Source organism: Pandoraea norimbergensis, assembly GCF_001465545.3.
GTDB classification, from domain to species: Bacteria; Pseudomonadota; Gammaproteobacteria; order Burkholderiales; family Burkholderiaceae; genus Pandoraea; species Pandoraea norimbergensis.
Map to the genome: position 1 here is coordinate 1,458,551 of NZ_CP013480.3, position 16,134 is coordinate 1,474,684.

At 62.1% G+C, this 16,134-nt stretch carries 16 protein-coding genes; 11 read left to right on the forward strand and 5 right to left on the reverse strand.

Going from position 1 to position 16,134, the window contains the following annotated elements; all coding sequences use genetic code 11:
• The first annotated feature begins 54 nt into the window (after positions 1-54).
• The 3 genes from AT302_RS06645 to AT302_RS06655 all read left to right on the forward strand — a co-directional run bounded on the left by AT302_RS06645 (position 55) and on the right by AT302_RS06655 (position 3,663).
• A complete protein-coding gene (locus AT302_RS06645; RefSeq protein ID WP_084656063.1) occupies positions 55-2,265 on the forward strand; it encodes a TonB-dependent siderophore receptor in 2,211 nt (736 codons plus the stop codon).
• A gap of 183 nt (positions 2,266-2,448) precedes the next feature.
• A complete protein-coding gene (locus AT302_RS06650) occupies positions 2,449-3,033 on the forward strand; it encodes a TetR/AcrR family transcriptional regulator (RefSeq protein WP_058377747.1) in 585 nt (194 codons plus the stop codon).
• Positions 3,034-3,237: 204 nt separating this feature from the next.
• Positions 3,238-3,663 carry an organic hydroperoxide resistance protein gene (locus AT302_RS06655; RefSeq protein WP_058377748.1) on the forward strand — a complete coding sequence of 142 codons (426 nt, stop codon included), beginning with the start codon at positions 3,238-3,240 and terminating at the stop codon, positions 3,661-3,663.
• 125 nt (positions 3,664-3,788) lie between these two features.
• On the opposite strand, the gene AT302_RS06660 is transcribed toward AT302_RS06655, so the two are convergent.
• Entirely contained in the window at positions 3,789-4,394 is a 606-nt protein-coding gene (locus AT302_RS06660; protein ID WP_058377749.1) for a DUF1439 domain-containing protein, read from the reverse strand.
• A 169-nt stretch (positions 4,395-4,563) separates the two neighbouring features.
• Positions 4,564-4,767: a SlyX family protein gene (locus AT302_RS06665; RefSeq protein ID WP_058380156.1), complete on the reverse strand. Its 204-nt coding sequence runs from the start codon at positions 4,765-4,767 to the stop codon at positions 4,564-4,566.
• A gap of 114 nt (positions 4,768-4,881) precedes the next feature.
• Here AT302_RS06665 and AT302_RS06670 point away from each other — a divergent pair, with 114 nt between their 5' ends.
• On the forward strand, positions 4,882-5,199 hold the full coding sequence (locus AT302_RS06670) for a YnfA family protein (RefSeq protein WP_058377750.1): 318 nt from the start codon (positions 4,882-4,884) through the stop codon (positions 5,197-5,199).
• A 43-nt stretch (positions 5,200-5,242) separates the two neighbouring features.
• Here the strand turns inward: AT302_RS06670 and AT302_RS06675 are convergent, their stop codons facing one another.
• Positions 5,243-5,845, reverse strand: coding sequence for a helix-turn-helix transcriptional regulator (locus AT302_RS06675; RefSeq protein ID WP_322788728.1), 603 nt, complete (start codon positions 5,843-5,845; stop codon positions 5,243-5,245).
• A gap of 128 nt (positions 5,846-5,973) precedes the next feature.
• Between AT302_RS06675 and AT302_RS06680 the strand changes: the two genes are divergently transcribed.
• Together AT302_RS06680 and AT302_RS06685 are read left to right on the forward strand one after the other, a co-directional pair.
• Positions 5,974-7,470: an MFS transporter gene (locus AT302_RS06680; RefSeq protein WP_058377752.1), complete on the forward strand. Its 1,497-nt coding sequence runs from the start codon at positions 5,974-5,976 to the stop codon at positions 7,468-7,470.
• Positions 7,467-8,603: a LysR family transcriptional regulator gene (locus AT302_RS06685; RefSeq protein WP_058377753.1), complete on the forward strand. Its 1,137-nt coding sequence runs from the start codon at positions 7,467-7,469 to the stop codon at positions 8,601-8,603. Before AT302_RS06680 ends, AT302_RS06685 begins: the two co-directional genes overlap by 4 nt.
• Here AT302_RS06685 and AT302_RS06690 read toward each other — a convergent pair.
• A complete protein-coding gene (locus AT302_RS06690) occupies positions 8,519-10,078 on the reverse strand; it encodes a sensor domain-containing diguanylate cyclase (protein WP_058377754.1) in 1,560 nt (519 codons plus the stop codon). The genes AT302_RS06685 and AT302_RS06690 overlap by 85 nt on opposite strands.
• A gap of 110 nt (positions 10,079-10,188) precedes the next feature.
• On the reverse strand, positions 10,189-10,653 hold the full coding sequence (locus AT302_RS06695; protein WP_058377755.1) for an Lrp/AsnC family transcriptional regulator: 465 nt from the start codon (positions 10,651-10,653) through the stop codon (positions 10,189-10,191).
• Positions 10,654-10,923: 270 nt separating this feature from the next.
• On the opposite strand from AT302_RS06695, the gene AT302_RS06700 reads away from it, so the two are divergent.
• From AT302_RS06700 to AT302_RS06720, 5 genes are all read left to right on the forward strand, one after another.
• Positions 10,924-11,553 (forward strand): LysE family translocator, encoded by a 630-nt coding sequence (locus AT302_RS06700; RefSeq protein ID WP_058377756.1) that lies wholly within the window; start codon positions 10,924-10,926, stop codon positions 11,551-11,553.
• A 511-nt stretch (positions 11,554-12,064) separates the two neighbouring features.
• The gene (cyoA, locus tag AT302_RS06705; protein ID WP_084656064.1) at positions 12,065-13,141 is read left to right on the forward strand and encodes a ubiquinol oxidase subunit II; all 1,077 of its coding nucleotides are present in this window, start codon (positions 12,065-12,067) and stop codon (positions 13,139-13,141) included.
• A 15-nt stretch (positions 13,142-13,156) separates the two neighbouring features.
• Positions 13,157-15,136: a cytochrome o ubiquinol oxidase subunit I gene (gene cyoB / locus AT302_RS06710; protein ID WP_058380157.1), complete on the forward strand. Its 1,980-nt coding sequence runs from the start codon at positions 13,157-13,159 to the stop codon at positions 15,134-15,136.
• 2 nt (positions 15,137-15,138) lie between these two features.
• The gene (locus AT302_RS06715) at positions 15,139-15,765 is read left to right on the forward strand and encodes a cytochrome o ubiquinol oxidase subunit III (RefSeq protein WP_058377758.1); all 627 of its coding nucleotides are present in this window, start codon (positions 15,139-15,141) and stop codon (positions 15,763-15,765) included.
• The gene (locus tag AT302_RS06720) at positions 15,766-16,131 is read left to right on the forward strand and encodes a cytochrome o ubiquinol oxidase subunit IV (protein WP_058377759.1); all 366 of its coding nucleotides are present in this window, start codon (positions 15,766-15,768) and stop codon (positions 16,129-16,131) included.
• The last annotated feature ends 3 nt before the right edge of the window (positions 16,132-16,134 follow it).

Here is a 16,134-nt window from a genome sequence, read left to right on the forward strand (position 1 = left end):
CATTACCAATAATTAGCAAAAAGCATATTGCACTCGTCACTCGGGATTTTTGTCATGTCTTTCGATTACGCCTCACGTGCACGCCGCGTGGCCGGCCGCCGTATTTCCGGCACCAAGTTCGTTCCGTTCACGCCGATCACCTTCGCCGCCATGTTGGCATTGGGCGTGAGCGCCCCGGCGCTGGCCCAGTCGGCCGACACAAGCGCGCAGGCGCCTGCCGCTAGCGAGACGCAGGCCAACGACGCCAACGCCGCGCAGGCCACCCTCAAAGCCACGACCGTGACCAGCTCGGTGCTGCGGGAAACCCCGCAGAACCTGAAGCAGTCCGTGTCGAACGGCGCGCTCGGCTCACGCAGCCAGCTCGATACGCCGTTCTCGACCACGGTGGTGAGTCAGGAACAACTCGAACAACGTCAACCGGCCAAGCTCGGTGATGTGTTCTCGACCGACGCCTCGGTCACCGACGGCAGTAACGCATTCGACGCGTGGGCCGGTTACGTCTACGTGCGCGGCATGCCGATCGACTGGCAATACGGCTTCAAGCTCGACGGCCTGCCGGTGATGACCTACGGCGTGACCATGCCCTACGAACAATTCGACCGCGTGGAACTGCTCAAGGGCCTGTCGGGCTTCATGTACGGCTTTGTGGCACCGGGCGGCGTGATCAACTACGTGACGAAGAAGCCCACCGACGAGCGCATCGCCAGCGTGGACGTGGGCTTCCACTCGGAGGGCATCTGGCGCGAACACGTCGATCTGGGCGGGCGTGCCGGGCCGGACGATATGTTCGGTGCCCGCCTGAATTACACGCACGAAGAGGGCCGCACTTATACGGACGGCAATCTGAATCGCGACACGGTGTCGGTCGCGCTCGACGCCCGCATCACGCGCGACCTGACGTGGAATTTCGGCGCGATGTATCAGGACCGCCGCGCGACCGGCACGTCGCCGTCGCTCTCGACGTACAGCTTCACGGGCAATCAACTGCCCGGTCCGATCAACGCGTCGACGTCGAACCTGCAAACGCAGGCAACGCACCTGAACACGATCACGCAGTTCTATACGACGGGTCTGCAATATCAGATCAATCCGGACTGGAAGGTGTCGGCGAACTACGCGTTCAACAAGTCGACGCGCGACCGTAACGAGGCGACGCTGTATCTGTTGAACGGTGCCGGCGACTTCAGCGGGCAGAACGATCTGGGCTCGGAGACGAACATGTTCCGCGCGTGGCAGATCACGGCCGAAGGCAAGCTGCGCACGGGCCCGTTTGCTCATCAACTGACGTTCGGTATCGCCTCGCAGTACCAGACGAACGACTATGCCTATGTCTACAGCCCGACCTATCTGGGCAATCTGTATCAGGGCACGTCGTATCAGTACTACGGCAACGGCACGCCGCTTCAGGCGCAGCGCTCCAGCGCCATCGAGCAACGCTCGGCCTTTGCCTCGGACACGGTGCAGCTCACGGACCGCTGGTCGGTACTCGCCGGGGTGCGCTTCACGAACTACAACCAGACGAACGCGCAGGGCGTGTCGACGTACTCGAAGAACGGCGTGGTCACGCCGACCATCGCGGTGATGTATAAGCTCACGCCGAATACCACGGCTTACGCGAGCTACGTCGAGGCGCTGGAAGCGGGCGAAGTGGTTGCCGTGCAGTACGCGAACGCGGGTGCCGTGCTTAACCCGGTGAAGAGCCGTCAGTACGAAGTGGGCGTGAAGACGGAGCAGTCGAACTGGAGCGCAACGGCGGCGCTGTTCCGCATCGAGCGCGGTGCCGTGTACACGGATGGCAGCAATGTGCGTGTGTCCGATGGCCAGTCGATCTATCAGGGGATCGAAATGGCCGGCTCGGTGAAGCTGGGCACGCAATGGACGCTGGGCGCCAGCGCCATGGCGCTCGATAGCTGGTACTCGCGCACGAATGGCTTCGATGGTAATCGGGTGGGCGGCGCGCCGCGCTTCGTGCTCTCAGGTAACGTCGATTACAAGATTCCGTATGTGCCGGGCCTGTCGGTGGGCGGCGACATCCGCTACAACGGCCGTACGGTACTGAACCCGGCGAACTCGCTCACGGTGTCGGGCTACACGCTGATCAACATCGGCGCGACGTACCGCACGCGCGTCGCCGGCAAGGACGTGACGCTGCGCGCGGCTGTGAGCAACCTGACGAACCGCAAGTACTGGGAATACCAGTACGACAACTACATCAAGCCGGCCGACCCGCGCATGGTCAGCCTGAACGCCAAGATCGATTTCTGATCGACGCGCCGGGCGTGATCCGGCAGGCAAGATCAGCAAGACCAGACAGCGGCTTTCGGGCCGCTGTTTTCTTTTGGGCGGGAAGGGTCGGAGAAGGCCACAATCGCCCCGATTGAAAGAATCAATCGACGTCACTCGAAAAACACCTTGCTTATCTATCTACCAGTAGATAAACTTCGCTACATGAATCGCACAACGACATCGCCGGGAACCCCCACCGTCAGGGAACATCTGCTCGAGCAAGCGCAGACGTTTTTGATGACGCGAGGCTACAACGGCTTCAGCTATCGGGATCTGTCGGAGCGGGTCGGTGTGAAGACGTCGAGCATCCACTACTACTTCCCCGCCAAGGAAGATTTGGTGCTTGAAGCCGTGAAGGCTTATGACGAGGCGATCGGTGCAGGGCTGGCAAGCATCGATGAGGCATTGCCGGCAGCGCAGAAGCTGTTGCTGTACGCCGAGGCGTTCGGACGTATCGCCGCCGATGGCCATCGCATCTGCCTGTGCGGCATGCTCGCGGCAGACATTGAAACGCTGCCCGAACCGGTGCGCGAGGCGGTGCAGAAGTTCTTCGCGTACCACGAGGCTTGGCTGGCACGTGTGCTGGCGGAGGGTGTCGCAGATGGATCGCTGAAGCTGACGTCCTCGCCGGAAGCGGCGGCACGAGCGCTGTTCGCGGGGTTTCAGGGCAGCGTGATGGCATCGCGACTCTTCCGGTCGCCGTCGCGGCTCGGGGACGTGGTCACGTCGGTGTGTGCGATTGCGTGAGCGGGTGAAGCACCCGACAGGGTTAAAGGAACACGGGAGCAAGACTCCCGTTTATTTGAGTTCATTTATCTATCTATGAGTAGATAAATAAATATGAGGTTGTTGTCTAAAGCCAGACAAACGGGACGCATGAAATCGGTTAGCGTCACGGTTATCGTCAGGCAGGTGCATTAAGATCGTTTTTCCACTTACCAGGAGTTCGTCATGTCGATCGAAAAAGTGCTGTACACCGCCCATGCCACCGCCACCGGGGGCCGTGACGGCCGCGCCGTTTCGTCGGACGGTGTGCTTGATGTGAAGTTGGTGGTGCCGAAGGAAATGGGCGGCCCGGGCGTGGGCGGCACCAATCCGGAACAACTGTTCGCCGCCGGTTACTCGGCTTGCTTCTTGGGCGCGCTGAAGTTTGTCGCCGGTAAGGAAAAGGTCGCGCTGCCGGCTGAGACGAAGATCGACGGCAGCGTCGGTATCGGCCAGATCCCGACGGGCTTCGGCATTCAGGCCGAACTGAAGATCAGCGTGCCGGGACTGGATCGTGCCGTGGTCGAAGCGCTGGTGCAAAAGGCCCACATCGTGTGCCCGTACTCGAACGCGACGCGTGGCAACATCGACGTGACGCTGACGGTGGTCTAAGCAGAGGGCTTGCGCTGATTCGTCCGCGTTGACGAGCCAGTAGTGAAGCAGAAAGGGCTGAGTGCCATACGGCAACTCAGCCCTTTTGCATTTTTCGAATCGCGTGGCGTGGGCCATCGTCCCGGCTACTTCGTCTTGACCTCGACCTTGATGCCATCGGGCAGTACGGTGATCGCGCCGGGTTCGACATCGCGTCCGCCGTAGCGCAGTTGTTCCGGCTTGAAGGTGTAGATCGCGTATTGATTAAGCACCTGTTGGGCGACGGTGCCGCCCACGGCGCTTAGTTGCTGACCATAGGCGGGCGGCATGCCGTCGACATCCACGCGCTCGACGCTCGGATTGTCGAGCACGACCGCCCGTTTGACCGGATCGTATTTGAGCGCACTCGACATGGCGATCACGCCCTTGAGCGGCTGCCCGCCGATCAGCACGTTCGCGACCTGTGCATCGACCTGCGTGTTCACGCGATTGGCCTGCGGATTGAATCCGAGCTGCGGATGCGTCAACTCCACCGAGAGCAACTGGCCGTAACGCAGTGTCGTCGGGAAACGCTTGTCGACCGCGCTCTCGATTTCCTGACGCGTCATCGTGTATTCCCCCGTCCAGATGTTGTACGCGGCGCGCGCCGGACGTACGGCAGGCACGAGTACGAGGCCGAGCGCGCCGGCAGCGGCGAGTCGCAGCATGTCGCGGCGTGAGGGCGAGGCGTGCTCGTCGGTGATGCCGCTCATATCGGTTGGGGAAATGCGAGGCAAGCTACGGCGTGAAGTCATATCGCGATGGGCCGGGAGGCCACGGGAGACGTAATCGCACGAGAGGCCCGTGCGCAAACCGTCGATGGTGCTGGGACTGCGCTGGCGCCGATTCGTTCGCAATGGGCGTGCCGCCTGCCGGATGCCATCAATAGTGCGGGGGAATTTCGTGGCGCGGATTGCTGTCGTTGCCACCCTGTCCCTGCGACAGCATTTGCTGGTACAGCGCGCTGAACTGCTTTTGCAGCAGATCGATCTGCCGCTCCTGACGCGTGACGATCTCGTTGAGCGTCTCGATCAGGTCTTCCTGAAACGCCGTCTTGACTTCGAGTTCGACGATGCGCGATTCCAATGATTCCATGACCTTCTCCGGTGAACGCGGCATTGTAGGCTATCGCCGGATGCATTGACGCACGCGATGTAGGCCTTTGCCGGACGTGGCAGGGGTTCTGGGCATAATCGCACCATGAAAACCTTTCTGCTTTATGTCGTCACGGCTGTGGCGGAAATCGTGGGCTGCTATCTGCCGTGGCTGTGGCTTCGACAGGATCGCAGTGCATGGCTGCTGGTCCCCGGCGCGCTGGCGCTCGCGCTGTTCGCGTGGTTGCTCACGTTGCATCCGGCCGCTGCCGGGCGTGTGTATGCGGCGTATGGCGGCGTGTACATCACGGTCGCCATCGTCTGGCTGTGGGCCGTCGACGGCATGCGCCCGACCCCGTGGGATCTGGCGGGCGTGGCGGTGGCGCTGCTGGGCATGGGCCTGATTGCGTTTCAGCCGCGCTGAAGCGTCGGAAACCAATGGCCTCGCTGGCCTGATGGCCCGGCGCTCAGTTCGTCCGAACGCGATACGTGCAGCGCTGACCACCCGCGAGAATATGCGTTTCGCGCGTGACGGTGCCGCGCGCGCCCACCAACTCTTGAAACAACTCCAACTCGCTGCTGCAAAAGCCCTGACACGTCTTGGCGGCGGCGCAGATCGGGCAGTGATCTTCGATCAGCAGCCAGTCGTCGCCGTCACGCTCAACGCGCGCCATATAGCCCTCCGCCGACCGAATCTCCGCGAGTCTCGTCAGCCGTTGCGACAGCGTCGGCAGCGGATCGACCGCGTGTTTGTACTGCGCTCGCGTTTCCGCCGCGCGTTGCGAGATCAGGCGATGCAGCCCCTCGTCGCCGAAGAGTTGCTTGATCGAGCCGATCAATTGAATGGTGAGATGGGAATGGGCATCGGGAAAGCGGTTGTGACCGGCGCCGGTGAGCATCCACGCCTGACGCGGTCGCCCGGCGCCGCGTGACGGCATTGTCTCGCCCACGACCAGACCGTCTGCCACCAGCTTCTGCACCTGCTGACGCGCCGCTTCCGCCGTGATGCCCAGCCCGGACGCGACCTCCGCCGTCGACGCCGGTCCCTGTGTCTTGAGCCAATGCAACACACGCTCGTGTGCGGCATTCGGAACCGTCGCCCTATTATCCAAGTGGTTATTTGGGTAATTCATTGTGCCGCATGTAATATCCAAGAATTATCTTGCATATTAGTCGGCCTGCGGTCGACTGTCCATCTATGACTACAACAACGACGACAAATGCTGCGGCGCCGGGATGGCGCGATCTGTTGACCGGCAACAACGGCTGGCGATCGCTGGCGCTGGCAGGTGGTGTGGCACTGCACGCCACTAATGTGTATGTCGCGACGACGGTATTGCCGTCGATCGTGCGCGAAATCGGCGGTCTCGATCTCTATTCGTGGAACACCACACTGTTTGTGGTGGCGTCGATTCTCGGGTCGGTGTTCGCGTCGAAACTCTTCACGTCGCTCGGGCCGCGCACCGCGTACGTTGCGGCCCTGATCGGTTTCAGCGCAGGGACGATCGTTTGCGCGGCGGCCCCCACGATGGCGTGGATGCTGGCAGGGCGCACGTTGCAGGGCTTCGGCGGCGGCATTCTGCTCTCGCTCAGTTATGCGCTGATTCGCGTGGTGTTCGCGCCGCCGCTGTGGTCGCGAGCGATGGGACTGGTCTCCGGCATGTGGGGCGTCGCCACGTTGTGCGGACCCGCCGTGGGCGGTGTGTTCGCGCAATTCGGCCACTGGCGCTGGGCGTTCTGGTCGCTCTTGCCGGTGGTGGTCGGGCTCGCGCTGATCATTCGCGCGCAGGTGCCAGCCGGGCGCGTATCGCAAGCGTCGGGGAGCGCAGATGCAACACAAGCCGACGAAAACCACGCGGTGCCTTGGTTCAAAGTGATTCTGCTGTCGGCGTCGGTCGTGGCGATTTCGTTGGCCGCCGTGGTCAGCTCTCATCTGATGGCCGCCGCGTGGGTGATCGTCGGTTTGGCGCTGGCGTGGTGGCTTGCCCAGCGCGAGCGCAGCGCCCGACATGCAGTGCCGCGTCTGCTGCCGACCGGGGCGTACTCGTTGCGCACGCGGCTCGGCGCGCTGTACGCCGCGATGAGCTTGCTCGGTATCGCGACGACGAGCGAAATCTATATCCCGTATTTCCTGCAAACCCTGCACGCTCAGACGCCGTTTGCCGCCGGTTATCTGGCGGCACTGATGGCGGCAGGCTGGTCGGTCGGTTCGATGACGAGTGCCGGGCGGCACGGCAATGCCGCTGAACAGCGCGTGAGACTGGGGCCGGTGATCGTCACGCTCGGCATGATCGCGCTCGCTTGGTTGTTGCCGCAGGCCGCGCTGTTCGAAACGGCGACGGGTGTCACGGCGCTTTGCGTCGCGCTGTTTGCGGTCGGCGTCGGTGTCGGCATGGGCTGGCCGCATCTGCTCACGCGCGTGATGACGGCGGCGCGTCCGGGGGAAGCCCATCTGGCGTCGGCCTCGATCACCACCGTGCAGTTGTATTCGATGGCGCTCGGTTCGGCACTCGCGGGGCTCGTCGCGAACTTGGCCGGTCTGGCCGATGCGCAATATGCCGACGTGCAGCGTGCGTCGGTCTGGTTGTTCGCTGTATTTGCGCTGGCACCGGCCGCGGCCGCCGTGCTGGCTTTGCGGGGCCGCGTCGCGGCGCCAGCGGCGTCCCTTCCCGAGCAGGAGCAGGAGGCATCATGATCGATCGGATCACCGCCATGCGCACCTTCGTGCGTGTGGCCGACGTCGGCAGTTTCACCAAGGCAGCGGCCTCGCTCGACCTGCCGCGCGCCACGGCGACGACACAGGTACAGCATCTGGAGCGCTGGTTCGGCGTGGCACTCTTCACGCGCTCGACGCGGCGTGTCGCGCTCACGATTGAAGGCGCGGTCTACTACGAGCGATGTGCGGCAATTCTCGCCGACATTGAAGAGGTGGAAGCGGGGCTGTTCGGTGCTGAAGTGCAGTTGCGCGGACGCCTTGCCGTCGTACTGCCTCCGGTGATCGCGCGTGAAGTCGTGATGCCGGCGATGGCGGAATTTCAGGCGCGCTATCCCGGGCTCGAAATCGCAATCGATGCGACACCGGCGCACGGCGACTGGCGTGGCGATGGCGTGGAGTGCGGGGTGGTGCTGGGCGAGTTGCCCGATTCGCGGCTGGTGGCGCGGCATCTGGGGGACTTGCCACGCGTGACCTGTGCGAGTCGTCGCTATCTTGAAACGCATGGCGTGCCCGACGATCTCGAAGCACTGACCGCGCATACATCGGTGAAGTGGCTGACGGCGCCTGCGGAGGCGCTGTCGTCGGCTTCGGTGTCGGCTTCGGTGTCCGCTTCGGCAGGGCAGGCGCCCCGCTCAGCTTCGGCAGCGAATGACCCGTTGCCTGCGCTCGGTTCGATGCTCGTCACTTCGTCGCCGCCCCCGGCGTTGGTCACCGCCCGGTGCGGCGATTTGACCTTGATGGTCGGCGATCGGGCCACGTGCGTGCGCACGCGCGGACAACTTCATGTGGGCGATGAGGCCGCGTATCTTGCCGCAGGGCTCGAAGGGCTGGGGCTGATTCAACCGACGCTGCTGGCAGCGGCCCCGTATCTCGCATCGGGACGTCTGGTGCCGGTGTTGCCGAAGTGTCCGCCACCGCCGTTGCGACTGTCGGTGGCGTACCCGGCGCAAAAGCGCGTCTCACCGCGCGTGCGCGCCTTCGTCGACTGGCTCGCGCAGATTTGCGAGCCGCTCGCTACGCAGCACGGTTATGCGCCACCTACGCCACCCGCCGGTCCGCTGCCGGAGGGCAAGCCGTCCAGCACGCGCCGCTCGTTCAGACTGCCGGCGTAGTGATTGCGCTTTTCTTCGTACATCAGCAGATCGGCTTTCTGCACCGTGGCTTCGAGGCGCTCACCGGCCTCGCACGTGGCCATGCCCATCGAGAACGACAGCGGCGTGCCCGGATAGAACGAGTTGTTGAGTTCGACGAGTTGACGAATGCTCTCCATCATCGCCGCACCGCCCGTCGCATCGGTTGACGGCAGCAGCAGCGCAAATTCGTCACCGCCAATGCGCGCTGCAATCTGCGGCGCCACCACCGACTTGCCGAGCACTTCACCTGCACGACGCAACAGCGCGTCGCCTGCGGCGTGGCCGAGCTGGTCGTTCACCGCCTTGAGTCCGTTCAGATCGGCGACGATCACCGTCACCGGGAAGGGGCCCTTGCGCTCCAGACGGTTCAATTCATCCACATAGAACGAGCGGTTGCGCAGCTTGGTGAGTACGTCGTGCTTGCCGAGGAATTCGAGATACGACTCGGCCTTCTTGCGCGCGGTAATGTCCGTGAGCGCGACGAGCACCAGATCCCAGCGCGGCTCATGGCCGGGGAGCACGGCAAATTGCAGATGGACGTTGATCTCGTTGCCATCGAGCGCGTAGTTCACGACTTCGCGCTGCTGGAAGAGTTTGTTTTCCCACAGGTCGATCAACTGCTCGCGGAAGTTGTGCCGCATGTCGTCGCGAAATACATCGGGCAGACGCGAGAGCAGGGTGGCCTTGTCGGTTGCCACGAACATCGCGAGCGTGTGACGGTTCACGTCGAGCACGTGAATCTCGTTCATGCAGCGCTCGACAAACTCGGGATGCACGTCGGTGAAGGTGCGAAAGTCAGTGATGCCGCGCGCACGTGCGTCGTCGAGCAGCAACTTGATCGCGCTGAAATCTTCCACCCACAACGAGACCGGCGAGTATTCGAAAAGCCCCCGCGCGTATTGCTCGCCCATGGTCACGCGCTCGCGTGCATGTTCGAGTTCGGTCACGTCTTCGAGCGAAATCAGCACGCGGTCGAGCGTGGTTTCGTGCCCCGGGAGGACCGAGCCGTTGAGCAGCACGTCCAGCCGCCGTCCGTCGAGCGTGTAGTTGACGGTCTTGCTGGTGAAGTGCGTACGGCCATCCCAAAGCTGGCAGAGCTCTTCGATATGCGTCTTGAGCATGTCGTCGCGGAACACGCGCGGCAGGTTCGCCACGAGCGCGTCGAGCGACGGCGCGTTGAACATCGAGAGCGTTTTGCGATTGACTTTGATGACGCGAATGCGCTGCGAGCAAGCCGACACGTGTGCCGGATCGGTCTTGAAGTGCGCACGCAAATCGGTCACGCCTTGTGCCCGCCATTCGTCGAACAGATGCCGCACGCCGCTGAAGTCTTCGAGCCAGAGCGAGACCGGCGCAAGATCGAACATGACGGCGTCGTCGCTGGCAGCAGACGGGAGATTGGCCGCTGGGGCAGCGGAAGACGTGGAAGGTACGGCAGGCATGGCGTCCGGCATGTGGCACCTGAAGTCGGGTCAGGCCGTCATTCTAAGGTGAAAAGGCCTTAACCCCTATGGGACGAAATGGGGCCGTAATCACGAAGCCACAGGGAAGAAACCGCACCGAATCACAGCAACGGCGCACCGGTGTCGCGTTTGACTTCACGCAGCGAGAGCATCGACTCGATGGAGGAGACGCCGGGCAGTGCGCGCAGCACGTCGCGCGTGAACAGGCCGTAGTCGTCGAGATCGGTGGCGACCACGCCGAGCAGATAGTCGGCGCTGCCTGAAATGTTGTGGCACGACACGATGCGGTCGATGGCCTGCACCTCACGCTCGAACTGCTCGGAAAGCGCCCGGTCATGCACGGCAAAGCGCACGTGCACGAAGGCCACGACACCCAAGCCCAGCGCACGGCGGGAGAGTTCTGCCCGGTAGCCAGTGATATACCCGTCGGCTTCGAGCCGCTTGAGGCGGCGCGCACACGGGGTTTCGGAGAGCGACACGCGCTCGGCAAGCTTGGCGTTGGAGATGCGACCGTCGCGCTGGACGATGGCGAGAATCGCCCGATCGATGGCGTCGAGTTCGTTCATGGTGGGTATCCCGCTACAAAATCTGCTGCAAAGACGGCATTCCACCACGATCTGCGGTGCTGGGGAAGTGTTACCCCTCATCCGGATGGCTTAAGTCGCCCGGATATCGTTAAAAAACGGCCTTGAAGGATTGTCTTTTGATTTCTCTTGATATGGAGGAATCAACTAAATATGGCCATTATTGATGATGGAAAACGCCACGTTTCTCTGCGTGATTAGCGAGATCATGAATGCCTTTCCGGTCATTGTGACCGGCTCCGGAGACGTTTCATGGTTTCGCTTCAGTTGCTCACGGTTTTCATCGGCGCGCTTGTGGTGGTGTACGCATTGCCCGGCCCCGACATGGCGCTGGTGATGCAAACGAGCATGGTGCGCGGCGTGCGGCATGGGTTGGCGACGTCGGTCGGGCTGGCACTGGCACGCGCCGGTCATGTGACGCTCTCGGCGTGTGGCGTGGCGGCGCTGCTGCGCGCGGCTCCGTGGCTGTTCGAGACGGTACGTATTGCCGGCGCAATCTATCTTGCGTGGATCGCGATCCAGATCTGGCGCTCGCCGGCGTTTGGCATCGAGGCGCTGTCGACGTCGCGTGAAGCGGCGCCACCGCTGACGCAGGCGGTGCGCCGTGGCGTGTTGTCGAGCGTGCTGAATCCGAAGGCGCTGCTGTTCTGTTCGGTGTTGTTGCCGCAGTTCGTGCGCCCGGAAGCGGGGCCGGTGTGGTCGCAAGTGCTGGAGTTGGGGGTGTTGCTCGTGGCAGTCGGCGCGGTGTTCGACGTGACGCTGACGTTCGGCGCAGCCCACATCGCGCGCTGGTTGCGTACGCGCCCGCTTGCACAAAAAGTACAACGCTGGTCGTTCGCGGCGGCGCTCATGGCGTTCGCACTCAGGCTGTCACTCGATTGACCTGACTCGCGGTAAGCTACCGCACTTCCCTCTGGGCAAACCACTGCACCAACCCGGTGCATTTCGCTGCGACACCGCAATTATGGGTGCGACAGAACGTCGCACCTATTGAAAAATGGGAACGTTCCCCAATTGCTGCATTGCACAGCGTTTGCCGTCAAAAGCCCCCATAACTACGTTGAAAACGTCGCGCGCGTACGCGGGTGACCGGCGCGACACATTGTCGCGCAGCCGTGCCCATCATGTCCGGCCTTATTAAACTTCGGCATAATGCCGCACCGTGATGGAAGTAAAAGCCAAGAAGTCGGACAGTGACTTGAGGCCTGCGGGCGGCAATCTGCCCCGGTTCCCGTCTTTTCGATGACACAGTCGTCGTAGTTCGGCCGGTGCAATACCGGCGCGGCGACTGCTCCCGTCTCACCTTAACCCTTGCCATCCTCCTGCGACCCTGCATCAGGCCGGTAAGCCCGTGTTGTGCCGTTCGCTGGCCAACTCAACCCTGTCGTGTGACATGAAGAAACACAGAAACCCGCGATTGCTTAGGCTCCTCGCCTTGTGTTCGCCGCTGCTTTTGGCTGGCTGCGACATGGCGCTGCTCAACCCCAAAGGGCAGGTCGGAGAAGAGACCAAATCCCTGATCCTCACGGCCACCTGGCTGATGTTGATCGTTGTGATTCCGGTCATCGTGATGACGCTGTGGTTTGCGTGGAAGTACCGCGCGACCAACAAGTCGGCCCGCTACGAGCCGAATTGGTCTCACTCGACGGCCATTGAGGTCGTGGTGTGGCTCGTGCCGATCATCATTATTGCGATCCTCGCGCGCATTACCTGGGTCAGCACCCACGAACTCGATCCCTACAAGCCGCTGCAAAGCGACGTGAAGCCGATCACGGTCGAAGTGGTGTCGTTGAACTACAAGTGGTTGTTCATCTACCCGGAACAAGGCATCGCGACGATCAATGAACTGGCCGTTCCGGTCGATACCCCCGTGAATTTCAAGATCACGTCGGAATCGATCATGAACTCGTTCTTCATCCCGGAACTCGGTAGCCAGATCTACTCGATGGCCGGCATGGAAACGAAGCTGCATCTGATCGCGAATCACGTCGGCTCGTTCGACGGCATTTCGGCGAACTACAGCGGCGGCGGTTTCTCGGGCATGCGTTTCAAGACGCTGGCGATGACGGACAACGACTTCCAGCAATGGGTGACGAAGGTGCGTGAGTCGAAGAAGGTGCTCGACAAGTCGACCTACGCTTCGACGCTGGCACCGATGAGCGAAAACACGCCGGTAACGTATTACAGCTCGGTCGACGCGAACATGTTCCAGTCGATCCTGCACGCCCCGATGGCCGCGGGCATGGCTCAGCAGCACGAGGGTCACGCCGCCGGTCACGATGCCCATGAAGGCATGGACATGAAGGGCATGGACATGAAAATGGAAATGAAGGGCGCGGGTACTGACGCGGTGGCGGCTCCGGCTGCGGCAGCGAACGTGCAGAACGGCCAGCCCATGACCATGGCCATGGACGCCGGCGCGCACGCGATGCACGCCGCCGGTACGGCCGCGCACGCGCACAAGGAGTAAACAACAATGTCAACGCTGTTTGGCAAACTGACCCTCGAAGCCATCCCGTACCACGAGCCGATCATCGTCGGCGCCGTGGGCATGATGGTGCTGGGTGGGCTGGGCATCCTCGCGCTGCTCACCTACTTCGGCAAGTGGAAGTACCTGTGGAATGAGTGGATCACGTCGGTCGATCACAAGAAGATCGGCATCATGTACGTGCTCGTGGCGCTGGTCATGCTGTTGCGCGGCTTTGCCGACGCCATGATGATGCGTACCCAGTTGGCACTCGCCCACAACTCGCCTGGCATTCTGCCGCCGGAACACTACGACCAGATCTTCACCGCCCACGGCGTGATCATGATCTTCTTCGTGGCAATGCCGTTCATGACGGGCCTGGTGAACCTCGTGGTGCCGCTGCAAATCGGCGCACGCGACGTGGCTTTCCCGTTCCTGAATACGCTGTCGTTCTGGCTGTTCGTGGCCGGTATGGCGCTGGTGAACCTGTCGCTGGGCGTGGGTGAATTCGCACGCACGGGCTGGCTGGCTTACCCGCCGCTCTCGGGCATTCAATTCAGCCCCGGCGTGGGCGTGGATTACTACATCTGGGCTTTGCAGATTTCAGGCTTGGGGACGTTGCTCACGGGTGTGAACTTCGTTGTCACGATTCTGAAGATGCGCGCTCCGGGCATGAACCTGATGAAGATGCCGGTCTTCACGTGGACGGCACTGTGCACGATGGTGCTGGTGTGCGCCGCGTTCCCGGTGCTGACGGTGACCCTGGCGCTGCTCTCGCTCGACCGCTACCTCGACTTCCATTTCTTCACGAATGAGTTGGGCGGCAACCCGATGATGTATATCAACCTGATCTGGATCTGGGGTCACCCTGAGGTGTACATCCTGATTCTGCCGGCGTTCGGTATCTTCTCGGAAATCATCTCGACGTTCTCGGGCAAGAAGCTGTTCGGCTACAAGTCGATGGTGTACGCCACGGCCGCGATCATGGTGCTGTCGTTCCTCGTGTGGGCGCACCACTTCTTCACGATGGGCTCGGGCGCCAGCGTGAACGCGTTCTTCGGTATCGCGACGATGATCATTTCGATCCCGACGGGCGTGAAGATCTTCAACTGGCTGTTCACGATGTACCGCGGTCGCGTGCAAATGACCGTGCCGGTGCTGTGGACGCTGGGCTTCATCGTGACGTTCGTGATCGGCGGTATGACGGGCGTGCTGCTCGCCGTGCCGGGTGCCGACTTCGTGCTGCACAACTCGCTGTTCCTGATTGCTCACTTCCACAACGTGATCATCGGCGGCGTGCTGTTCGGTTACATCGCCGGTATGAACTACTGGTTCCCGAAGGCTTTCGGCTTCAAGCTCGACGAGCGTCTGGGCAAGTACAGCTTCTGGTGCTGGATCATTGGTTTCTACCTCGCCTTCATGCCGCTGTACGTGCTGGGTCTGATGGGCATGACGCGCCGTCTGAACCACTACGACAACCCGGCCTGGCAGCCGTGGCTGATCGCCGCACTGATCGGTGCGCTGTTCATCGCCGCCGGTATCGCCTTCCAGGTGCTGCAAGTGGTGGTGTCGATCAAGAACCGCAAGGCGCTGGCCGACACGACGGGTGACCCCTGGAACGGCCGTACGCTGGAGTGGATGACGTCCTCGCCGCCGCAGTTCTACAACTTTGCCGAAGAGCCGCGCGTGCACGATGTGGACGAGCTGGCCTACCGCAAGGAACACGGCATCAAGAGCGATCTGAAGACGAGCTACGCCCCGATTCACATGCCGAAGAACACCGGCGCCGGTTTCATCATCAGCGCGTTCTCGCTGGTGTTCGGTTTCGCCGCAATCTGGCACATCTGGTGGCTGGCTATCGTTGGCTTCGTCGGCATGATCGTGGCATTCATCTGCCGCAGCAACGACGATTCGATCGACTACTACGTGCAGTCGCCGGAAGTGGTGGCCATTGAAAAGGCCCACCATCAGGCACTGGCTGTAGCAGCAAAGGCTTAATCATGACGAGCGAAGTTCTTAAACACACGGGCTCGCATGCGGATGCGCATGCGCATGACCACGCGCACCACGACACCGGCGGCAATACGATCTTCGGTTTCTGGGTGTACCTGATGACCGACTTGGTGCTGTTTGCCGGCCTGTTCGCCACCTTCGCGGTGCTGCGTGACTCGTCGGCAGGCGGCCCCACCGGCAAGGAGCTGTTCGACCTGAAGTTTGTGCTGGTCGAAACGTTCATCCTGCTGTTCTCGTCGATCACCTACGGCTTTGCCATGGTCGGCCTGCACGGCGGCAAGAAGGGCACGGTCATGGGTTGGCTGGCGGTGACGTGGCTGCTGGGCGCCGCGTTCATCGGCATGGAACTGTATGAGTTCCATCACCTGATCCTGGAAGGCGCCGGCCCGCAACGCAGCGCATTCCTGTCGTCCTTCTTCGCGCTCGTGGGCACCCACGGCCTGCACGTGGCCTCGGGCCTGCTGTGGATGGCCGTGCTGATGTTCCAGATCGGCAAGAAGGGCCTGAGCTCGACGAACACGACCCGCCTCCAGTGCCTCTCGCTGTTCTGGCACTTCTTGGACGTGGTCTGGATCGGCGTGTTCACGGTCGTGTACCTGATGGGAGCGATGTAAATGAGCAATAGCAAATCGGTGCAATCGCACGGCCACGAAGCTGGCCATAATGCCGCCGGTGGCAGCCACGGCAGCGTGAAGTCGTATCTGATCGGCTTCGTGCTCGCAGTGATCCTGACCGTGGTGCCGTTCAAACTGGTGATGGACGGCACAATGCCCCCGTCGACAGTGCTGCCGCTGATTCTCGGCGCAGCCCTGATCCAGATGATCGTTCACCTGATCTACTTCCTGCACATGGACCGCTCGTCGGAACAACGCTGGAACATCATGGCGTTCCTGTTCACCGGGCTGATCGTCGTGATCGTGCTCGTGGGCTCGCTGTGGATCATGCACAACGCCAACTCGCTGATGATGCCGGGGATGTAAGTT